This window comes from Paenibacillus oryzae (assembly GCF_001675045.1).
In the GTDB taxonomy this organism is placed as follows: Bacteria; Bacillota; Bacilli; order Paenibacillales; family Paenibacillaceae; genus Pristimantibacillus; species Pristimantibacillus oryzae.
The window spans coordinates 144,781-153,070 of sequence record NZ_LYPA01000076.1 but is presented as its reverse complement, the minus strand read 5'-3'; the positions used below and the strand labels follow the sequence as shown (position 1 = coordinate 153,070).

Here is an 8,290-nt window from a genome sequence, read left to right as displayed (position 1 = left end):
AGGGGTTTTCAGGATTTTTGAGTACATTTGCATGACACCTATGAAACTTCCATCAATTGGGACGAACTGCATAAGTCATGTCTGAATGTGAAGGGAGACTTGAATAATGAAGAAAAAACGCATTGTTTTGTTGACCACCATTTCTCTCCTATTTTTAGGATCCACCATGGTTAGTGCAGATTATTCCAGCAATCATGTTTTAGGCGGGAAAAATCGAACTGGGGGGGTATTTAAGTACTGGCTTGACTCATCTGTTGCAAGCTACGGGTATACTAATTCAATTACTAATGCAAAGACAAACTGGAATGCTGTCCCGAATGCAGGAATCTTCCTTTTTGAGACTTCTGATGCAGACGATGCCGAAATAAAATATTATGTTACAAACAATGAACTAGGATCAGGTGTTTTTGGAGCTGCAGATTTTTGGGACCGCAACAGCAACGGAAAACTCTCATTCCTTTCCCCAACAAGCGTTATGTCAGGAACTAATTTTGATATGACTAGAATCCGCTTGGATTACGGCAGAATGACTAGCGCTAATTTCACATCTGCAGAGAGAAATCATAATGCTGGCCATGAAACAGGTCATGCTATGAGTTTGAGTCACTTCGAAGACTATCCCGCACATACAGGCAATCATTGGATGAAATCAGGTCAAATATCTCTTAACTCCCCTACGTCGACTGATGCTGATCATTTAGTATGGAAGTGGCCGGCTCCATAATATATATTGGGAGGATCGATATATGCTTATGAAAAATAAAGTTTTATCAAGTTTCATTATGATATTGGTGTTAGCTCTGATATCAATCTACGTTTACTACGACCAAACAACGCTCAAAGAAGCTCCTCTTGGTCATTTCAATCATGCTGTATATGATAGTGCAAAAGATTTGTATGATGATGTTGAACTGGTCGTGTTAGCCAATGTAACCTCTGAATCAAAGGCAGTTATTATTGAAGGCGAATATTTGGATGGCTATTCATTGACGGAAGTCAATGTTGAACATGTCATTAAAAATGATGGAGAATCCTTAAGCAATCAAGATTCAATTACTATCATCGAACCTGCGTTTACTATGGAAAACAAGTTTCCCAGCGTTGGAAAGACACAATATTATTCAGAAGACTATCGTAAAGCAGCCCCTGGAGCAAGCTATCTTTTATTTCTGAATTGGGATGAAAATAAAGAAGCCTATTGGGTACACGCACTTCACCAAGGCAAGTTTAACGTTGACCAAAGCGATTTGAAGGAAATGGCGGTTCAAGAGCATAACGAACAATTCAAAGCTCTAAAAGCAGATGTTATCCAGACGTATTTTAATACAATTGAATTGGAGTAAAGTAAGAACCGAAGTTCATTCCCTAAAAGCAAGGGGTTGTCCGAAAAGTCTGTTGAAGTGAATATTTATTCGTACCACTTGATTTTTCGGACACCCCTTTATTTATCTGTCATTTCATGTTGCCAGAGCATGCAGCCACAAAATGCCTGAATAATTTCATGCTGTCCTCATCCTCTGTAAAATTGAATTCCGGATGCCATTGCACAGCGCAAAGGAAGGTTTTGTCCGGCATTTCAACCGCCTCCACCAGGCCGTCCTCCGAAAGAGCAGACGCCTGCAGCACTGGAGCGAGCTCTTTAATGGCTTGATGATGATAGCTGTTAACCGCAATAGCTTCCTTTTCCAAAATGCTGTACAAGAGACTGTTTTTTTGAAGAGTTACAGAATGAACAGGTTTATTGTAAGGCGGTCGCTGCTGGTGTTTGACGTTTAATTCCGTTATTCGACCCGAGGGCAAATCCTGATAAAGCGTTCCGCCAAGCAATACATTAAACAGCTGCAACCCTCGGCATATACCAAAAGCCGGCTTATCCAGCTCTAAAACATATTGAAACAAAGCTTGCTCCAGCCTGTCCCTCTCCTGACACAATTCCCCGCATGCCGCATCTAATGCTTCACCATACAGCAATGGGTTAATGTCATGTCCCCCTGTAAACAAAAAGCCGTCAAAGGCCTCCGACAAAGCTTTTATGTCCAGTTCATCCGGCGCCATGGGCAGCATAACCGGAATTCCTCCTGCGGCTTCTACCGCCTTCATGTATCCCGGCAGCATCCAATAACTGTCCCTATCCCTATCGTACAGGGGCAATAAGCCAATGATCGGTTTTTTCATATTTGCCCTCCTCGCGATCGGTTTGTCATCTTTTCATCTTTTATATATCTATTATTCGTTTATTATAATTGCGTTTTTTGCCAAACGTCCAATTCAGTTATCCTTAAACGGCGATAAAAAATGGTTTATGCATAATTTCCCTTTTCCCTGCACAGCATACTCACTATCTATTGGACATTATTTTGATAAAAATGCAGGGAGGGACATGGATGAGCAAGCGACAAGGAGCGGGAGGCAGCAGCGATGGCACCGTCATTACCGGGCAGCCGGAAATCGACGGGGCCAGGCTCCAAAGCATTTTTTTAGACTGTTCGGATATGGTCTTCCATACCTTCCAAACCAACAGCCGCCTTTCCGCCGTTTGCATTTTTTGCGTGGGCTTATGCGACGCCGAACGGATTGAGAGGCAAGTACTTAAACCATTGGCCGAGACTGAAGGCGGTTCCCCAACCGTCTCCTCAACCCAGCTTGTCTATACCCTACAGGAGGCATCGCAGGCCATTCTTGACGGCTTTGCTCTGCTGCTTATGGAGGGCGAGTCAAATGGCACCATTTATGCACTCTCCAAAAACATAGGCCGGACAACCGAGGAACCTGCTGCGGAATCTACCGTACGGGGCCCGCGTGACGGCTTTACAGAATCATTGGAGAGCAACCTGGCGCTGCTTCGGATGAGACTGAAAATAGCGAGCTTCAAATCCAAAACCATTACAATGGGCACATATACGAATACAAAGGTGACTTTGGCTTTTGTGGAGGGGCTTATTTCACCGGAGCTAGTTCAAGAAGTGGAGCGGCGGCTTAGCCGCTTAAAAATCGACTATGTGCTGGAGAGCCATTCCATCGAGGAAGGCATTGTTGATGAGCGCTTCTCTCCTTTTCCGCAAATGCTGGCGACGGAGCGTCCTGATGTTGTTGTCTCCAATCTGCTGGAGGGGCGTTTTGTTATTCTGGTGGACGGAACCCCCTTCAGTCTGGTAGCACCCATCACCTTGTCCTCCATGCTGCAATCCCCCGAGGATTATTACCAGAACATCTACATAAGCATAGCTATTCGGTGGATGCGATACATTTTTTACATTATGTCGCTATTGCTGCCATCATTCTATGTCGCTATTACAACCTTTCATCAGGAAATGATTCCGACCGTATTGCTTCTAAGCATAGCCAGGGCTCGTGAGGAAATTCCGTTTCCCGCGCTTGTAGAGGCGTTGATTATGGAGGTTTCGTTTGAGGCGCTGAGGGAGGCGGGAGTACGCTTGCCCAAGCAGATCGGCTCTGCCGTCAGCATCGTGGGCGCCCTTATTATCGGACAAGCCGCAACCACTGCCGGCATTGTATCGGCGCCTATGATTATTATCGTTGCGCTGACGGGCATTGCTTCTTTTATGGTACCGCGCTATTCGGCAAGCATTTCCACCCGGCTGCTCCGCTTTCCAATTATGCTGCTGGCGGGAACGCTGGGTTTGACCGGCATCATACTTGCTATCATTCTGCTCGTAATCCACCTGAGCAGTCTGCGCTCATTCGGGACGCCTTATCTATCGCCTATTGCCCCCACTTCAGCCGGGAAGCTTAAGGACGTGTGGTGGCGTTCCATTCCATGGAGCAAGTCACGATAAGCAGCAAAGGAGTTTTAATTATGCTTCCTGATAAAGGAAAGATTTCGGCCTCCCAGCTTGCCATTATGATCTTTCCCACCATTATGGCCACCGCTATTTTATCCGTACCAAGTCTGACCATGCATTATGCAGGCCATGACATGTGGCTGTCGCCAATATGGGGTTCGGTTGTAGGAGTGGCGGCAATTGGTATATCGCTGGGCTTAAACTCACTTTATCCCGGAAAAACGATTATCGAGGTCAGCTCGCAAGTACTCGGCTGGCTCCCCGGGAAGCTGTTTGGCTTTGTCTTTTTTTTCTATTGGCCTCATCTCATCGGTCTGATTATTCGGGTATACGGCGAATTTATTTCCAGCAATGCATTGCCGGAGACACCGCTGTTTGTCATTATGGGCACAATGACTGCGGTTTGCGCTCTGAATGTCAGGCTTGGCATTGAAGTAGTAGGCAGAACCTCGCAAATATTTGTAACTTTGCTTGCGTTCCTGCTGTGCTTGATCTTTGTTTTGCTGATCGGTGAGCTGAACCCAAAGGAACTGCTGCCCTTTATGGAAAAAGGCTTGCTCCCCACCCTCAAAGGTGCAGTCTCTCCCGCTGCCTGGTTTAGCGAATACATAGTATTGGCCTTCCTTCTTCCGTTTGTTCATAACAGGAAAAATGTTACGCCAATTATGCTGAGCTCTCTCGTTGTGACCGCAATAGCCATGGTGGCTACCAATCTATTTTGTCTTTTTTTGTTAGGCGATCTTACGGACAGCTTTGCCTATCCTGTTATGATCGCTGCTCGTTACATTACGATAGCCGATTTTTTGCAGCACATTGAGGCAATTGTTATTGCCATCTGGATCTTTGGCATCTTTGTTAAAATATCCGTCTTTCTCTACATATTCACAATTACAGCAGCCCAATGGCTTGGCGTGAAGAGCTATAAGCCGCTTGTATTCCCGCTATCGTATTTATGCATGGTTTTTACCTATTGGCTTGTTTCCGACCGGCCCGGGGCTTCCAGTCTTGTCAGCACTTCCGCGAACGTATACACCTTGGTCATTTTGTTGGTACTGCCAGCAGCCCTTTACCTGATAGCCCTTCTGAAAAGGATGCTGGGCCGAAAAAAGAAACGAAGCTGAACAATAAGGGAGCTGTGGAACATGAAAACCAAAGGAATTAAATACTCCCTTGCTTTTTTTCTTTCGCTGTTATGCGGTCTTCTGTTATCCGGCTGCTGGGATCGAAACGAAATTAATGATCTGGCGATTGTTCTGGCTACCGGCATTGACTACTCCCACCAAAAGGTTGAGCTGACTGCTCAAATTTTTATTCCCCGCAAAAGTGGAAGCGTGAGCAGCACCGGCAGCTCGGAAAGCAGTCCAAGCGGAGTAACCATGATACGAACAGCTGAAGGAAGCACGATTGCAGAGGCATTGAATCGCTTGCAACGAAAGGTGTCGCGGGAGATGTTCTGGGGGCACTGCGAGGTAGTTGTCATCAGCGAGCAAGCGGGTAAGCAGGGACTGCGCGAATATCTCGATTTTCTTCTCCGCTACCCCCAATTTCGGGAGCATGCTTATGTATTCACCAGCGGAGGAGAGGCCAAGGAGGTGCTGGCACTGCTCGATCCGCTGGAGAGGAGCTCGGCGGAATCCTTGCGCGAGATGGCTAATTTGGGCTTGGGCTCCCGCGTGACATTGCTTGAGCTTGCTCAATCCATTGCCAGTCCAAGCGGCTCGGCTATTTTGTCCCGCATGCTCATTTCCCCCGCCGATCCCGGACAAAAAAAATTGGCGACAACCCCTTATGCAAAAGGCATCAGCCTTTTTAAGGACGGCTACTATGTAAAAACGGCCTTGGAGCCTGTAAGTGTAGGAGTGCTTTTGCTTAGCAACGAATTAAACAACTTTATCATGCCTATAGAGCTACCGCAGGTTAAAGGAGCATTTTCTATCCGTATGAATAAAGTTAAAACAAAATTAACGCCAAGCATTGTTAACGGTACATGGGGCATGGGCGTTCATATTGAAAGCGAGGGTGAGGTTGTGCTCAATACAACCAATTACGATTTGGCCAATCCCGTTATGCTATCTAAGGTTGAGGAGGCATGGCTAAATCGCTTCAAGGAGCTTGCCGAACAGGCGCTCCAGCTTGCTCAAAAGGATTTGTCAGCGGACATTTATAAATTTGCCGATCAGTTCCGTCGTTACAATGCTGGAATATGGAAGAAGAATCAGGAGAACTGGTTAACCATTTACCGAAACATGGAGGTTGAAATTACAGGAAATGTAATTATTACCGATACAGGAAAATCAATTGAGCCTCAAGGTATACCGCATCAAGCGTCCAATTAAGCAGCAGAGGCTCAAAATGGGAGGAGGGGCGTGTTGCCATGAAGATTTTATCCACGTTAGGCATTCTTATCCTCACAGTAATTATTATTTGGGGCGAGTGGCGAGGCAGCAAAAGCAAAAAGATGCGGGCAATCACAACGGGAATTACGCTTGTTAGTGCCACACTTGCGCTGACGCTTCTCATCTATCCCAACCTGCCTGGACCTACGCAATTAATAAAGCTTCTTTTCGGGAAGCTGGATAAAATGATGAAATAAAGTCACGGGACTGTCCGAAAAGTCTGCTACAGTGAATAATGATTCAGCAAAACCGGTACCTACCGGAAAATGGTGTCTTGGAAGCTCAAACATTTTTATCCCCTTTATTTCGATCATATTTTTTAGTGGATTAAAGCGGACAAAAAACTCGCCCTCAAGTCACCCTTTCCCCTCCGGTCCTCTCTTCTGAATTATTATTCGTTCCGCTTGATTTTTCGGACAGCCCCGTGTTGTATTTCCCTTATGCCAAAAAAAAGAGCTGTTTTCGCTGTCAAAATAAACGAATGTGAAGCACCTAAAAATCTGATCGCTCAGCGACATGCCATTTGAATGTTGACAAAGTTGGAATCATATTGTTAGCTTTAGTCCAACTGTACCCAGCATCAAGGTTAAGATTCCCAAGCATTAGTACATCCGTTTTCGCCTGTATTTTCCAAGCTGCACATCTTATTGCGCTACCACTTAAAACAAACTTCATTGCATTTTCCCAATCCAACTCTTCCCCCTTTTCCCTTTCAATATCCCCAACCATTTTCTTGTATTGTCTTTGTTTAGCATTAGCCGTTTCGTCTATATCTTCAGAGTTCCATACTTCATCAAACACAAAGCCTTTAAGCTTAGAGTTCAGAACCGTATCACGGAAGTAATCTGAAACATACACATTTGTCTTGTATGACTCTGGAATTTTAAAAATATGTTGTTCACTTACCTTTGTCTTCAAAAAGCTCAGTTTTTTAAAGCCACTCCACTTTCTCCATAATAGTAAAAAAGGTACAGATTGTGAGTAATCTACTGCATCAATTAAATTTGTTATATTAAGCATCTTTATAGGCATTTCGTAATTCTCTACCGTGCAATCAAAAAATTGGACATTGTCTTCTAAAAATACTTTTAAAAGATCGATTGCTTTCAGGCTAAAAATTGGAATTCCACTAGTGAAATAAGGAAAATCATAATACTTTCCTTTTTTAAAAACCATTAGGTGTGGCTTTACTAAATCAAGGATTTGGTTCCCATCAAAATTATCCTGATATTCATAATAATCGTTTCTGACAGTATTTAATTCAACATTTCGATTATGGGTGCTTAATTTCCAAACTTTCATAACTCCTCCGTTTTACATTGCTAATATTAATACCTTTTTTAGAAATCTGATCGCTCAGCGACATGCCATTTGAATGTTGACAAAGTTGGAATCATATTGTTACGACATTAACTAACGTCAGCTTAGTACTATAATTCTTAACTACACAATTTAAATATTGAACATTTGGATCAAGAAATCCTTTTATAACCTCTATTGCTTTATCACTTAAAACCAACATTCCGCCATTAAGAAAACCAACAAAATCTCTATTCTTTCCTTTCTTCCATATTTTCAATTGAGCAGTATTCCAGTTTGTAACAGGAAGGCCTTCTAGACTAGCCGAATAATCTGCTGGATTATGATCTTCAGAACAAACTGTCATATTATAATCATCAACTTGCATTGACCAAATCTTCATTGGATCATCCCTTTATGAAAAGACATCGTAATAATAAGGCTCAATCTAATAATTAGTGTTTACATGTTAAAAAAACAGTCCGTTACAAATCCACACGTAAACAACAAGAAGGCTTTGTTCGATAATTCACTCAAATACCATTTTCATGCACCGCAATGAATACAACTTGTACGAAATATCGTACAAATATAAGGCTCATTCCCTCTAAATGGGTAATGTTGTACGATTTATCGTACAAAACGACCCTAATGGCTTTCAGAAACTCAACTTTTATACGCAAATTCATACAAATGACAACAACCATGAAGATTTAGCAGGCAGAGCCAATACGTAATACAATATGTGATGCAGTACCTGCGTCTATGCGTGCCAGGCATCCGTGAGTCAAG

Annotated in this window: 9 protein-coding genes; 6 read left to right on the top strand and 3 right to left on the bottom strand. The window is 43.6% G+C overall.

What is annotated here, in order from left to right; genetic code table 11:
• Positions 1-106 precede the first annotated feature (106 nt).
• Positions 107-724 (top strand): hypothetical protein, encoded by a 618-nt coding sequence (locus tag A7K91_RS23215; RefSeq protein ID WP_068686862.1) that lies wholly within the window; start codon positions 107-109, stop codon positions 722-724.
• A 22-nt stretch (positions 725-746) separates the two neighbouring features.
• The gene (locus tag A7K91_RS23210) at positions 747-1,343 is read left to right on the top strand and encodes a hypothetical protein (protein WP_068686861.1); all 597 of its coding nucleotides are present in this window, start codon (positions 747-749) and stop codon (positions 1,341-1,343) included.
• A 109-nt stretch (positions 1,344-1,452) separates the two neighbouring features.
• On the opposite strand, the gene A7K91_RS23205 is transcribed toward A7K91_RS23210, so the two are convergent.
• A complete protein-coding gene (locus A7K91_RS23205) occupies positions 1,453-2,175 on the bottom strand; it encodes a gamma-glutamyl-gamma-aminobutyrate hydrolase family protein (protein ID WP_068686860.1) in 723 nt (240 codons plus the stop codon).
• 209 nt (positions 2,176-2,384) lie between these two features.
• Here A7K91_RS23205 and A7K91_RS23200 point away from each other — a divergent pair, with 209 nt between their 5' ends.
• The 4 genes from A7K91_RS23200 to A7K91_RS23185 are packed head-to-tail and all read left to right on the top strand — an operon-like array spanning position 2,385 to position 6,396.
• Positions 2,385-3,797, top strand: a complete 1,413-nt coding sequence (locus A7K91_RS23200) for a spore germination protein (RefSeq protein ID WP_068686859.1) — start codon at positions 2,385-2,387, stop codon at positions 3,795-3,797.
• Between the two features lie 20 nt (positions 3,798-3,817).
• Positions 3,818-4,924: a GerAB/ArcD/ProY family transporter gene (locus A7K91_RS23195; RefSeq protein ID WP_068686880.1), complete on the top strand. Its 1,107-nt coding sequence runs from the start codon at positions 3,818-3,820 to the stop codon at positions 4,922-4,924.
• 21 nt (positions 4,925-4,945) lie between these two features.
• On the top strand, positions 4,946-6,139 hold the full coding sequence (locus A7K91_RS23190) for a Ger(x)C family spore germination protein (protein WP_068686858.1): 1,194 nt from the start codon (positions 4,946-4,948) through the stop codon (positions 6,137-6,139).
• Positions 6,140-6,177: 38 nt separating this feature from the next.
• Entirely contained in the window at positions 6,178-6,396 is a 219-nt protein-coding gene (locus tag A7K91_RS23185) for a hypothetical protein (RefSeq protein WP_068686857.1), read from the top strand.
• A 295-nt stretch (positions 6,397-6,691) separates the two neighbouring features.
• Here the strand turns inward: A7K91_RS23185 and A7K91_RS23180 are convergent, their stop codons facing one another.
• The gene (locus A7K91_RS23180; protein ID WP_068686856.1) at positions 6,692-7,501 is read right to left on the bottom strand and encodes an imm11 family protein; all 810 of its coding nucleotides are present in this window, start codon (positions 7,499-7,501) and stop codon (positions 6,692-6,694) included.
• A 91-nt stretch (positions 7,502-7,592) separates the two neighbouring features.
• Complete coding sequence (locus A7K91_RS23175; protein WP_068686855.1) at positions 7,593-7,901, bottom strand: hypothetical protein; 309 nt, start codon at positions 7,899-7,901, stop codon at positions 7,593-7,595.
• Positions 7,902-8,290 lie beyond the last annotated feature (389 nt).

Bases quoted from the DNA above. Each gene is read 5' to 3' on its own strand.
- A7K91_RS23215 (WP_068686862.1), top strand. From the start codon at position 107: ATGAAGAAAAAACGCATTGTTTTGTTGACCACCATTTCTCTCCTATTT.
- A7K91_RS23185 (WP_068686857.1), top strand. From the start codon at position 6,178: ATGAAGATTTTATCCACGTTAGGCATTCTTATCCTCACAGTAATTATT.
- A7K91_RS23195 (WP_068686880.1), top strand. From the start codon at position 3,818: ATGCTTCCTGATAAAGGAAAGATTTCGGCCTCCCAGCTTGCCATTATG.
- A7K91_RS23205 (WP_068686860.1), bottom strand. From the start codon at position 2,175: ATGAAAAAACCGATCATTGGCTTATTGCCCCTGTACGATAGGGATAGG.
- A7K91_RS23210 (WP_068686861.1), top strand. From the start codon at position 747: ATGCTTATGAAAAATAAAGTTTTATCAAGTTTCATTATGATATTGGTG.
- A7K91_RS23180 (WP_068686856.1), bottom strand. From the start codon at position 7,501: ATGAAAGTTTGGAAATTAAGCACCCATAATCGAAATGTTGAATTAAAT.
- A7K91_RS23200 (WP_068686859.1), top strand. From the start codon at position 2,385: ATGAGCAAGCGACAAGGAGCGGGAGGCAGCAGCGATGGCACCGTCATT.
- A7K91_RS23190 (WP_068686858.1), top strand. From the start codon at position 4,946: ATGAAAACCAAAGGAATTAAATACTCCCTTGCTTTTTTTCTTTCGCTG.
- A7K91_RS23175 (WP_068686855.1), bottom strand. From the start codon at position 7,901: ATGAAGATTTGGTCAATGCAAGTTGATGATTATAATATGACAGTTTGT.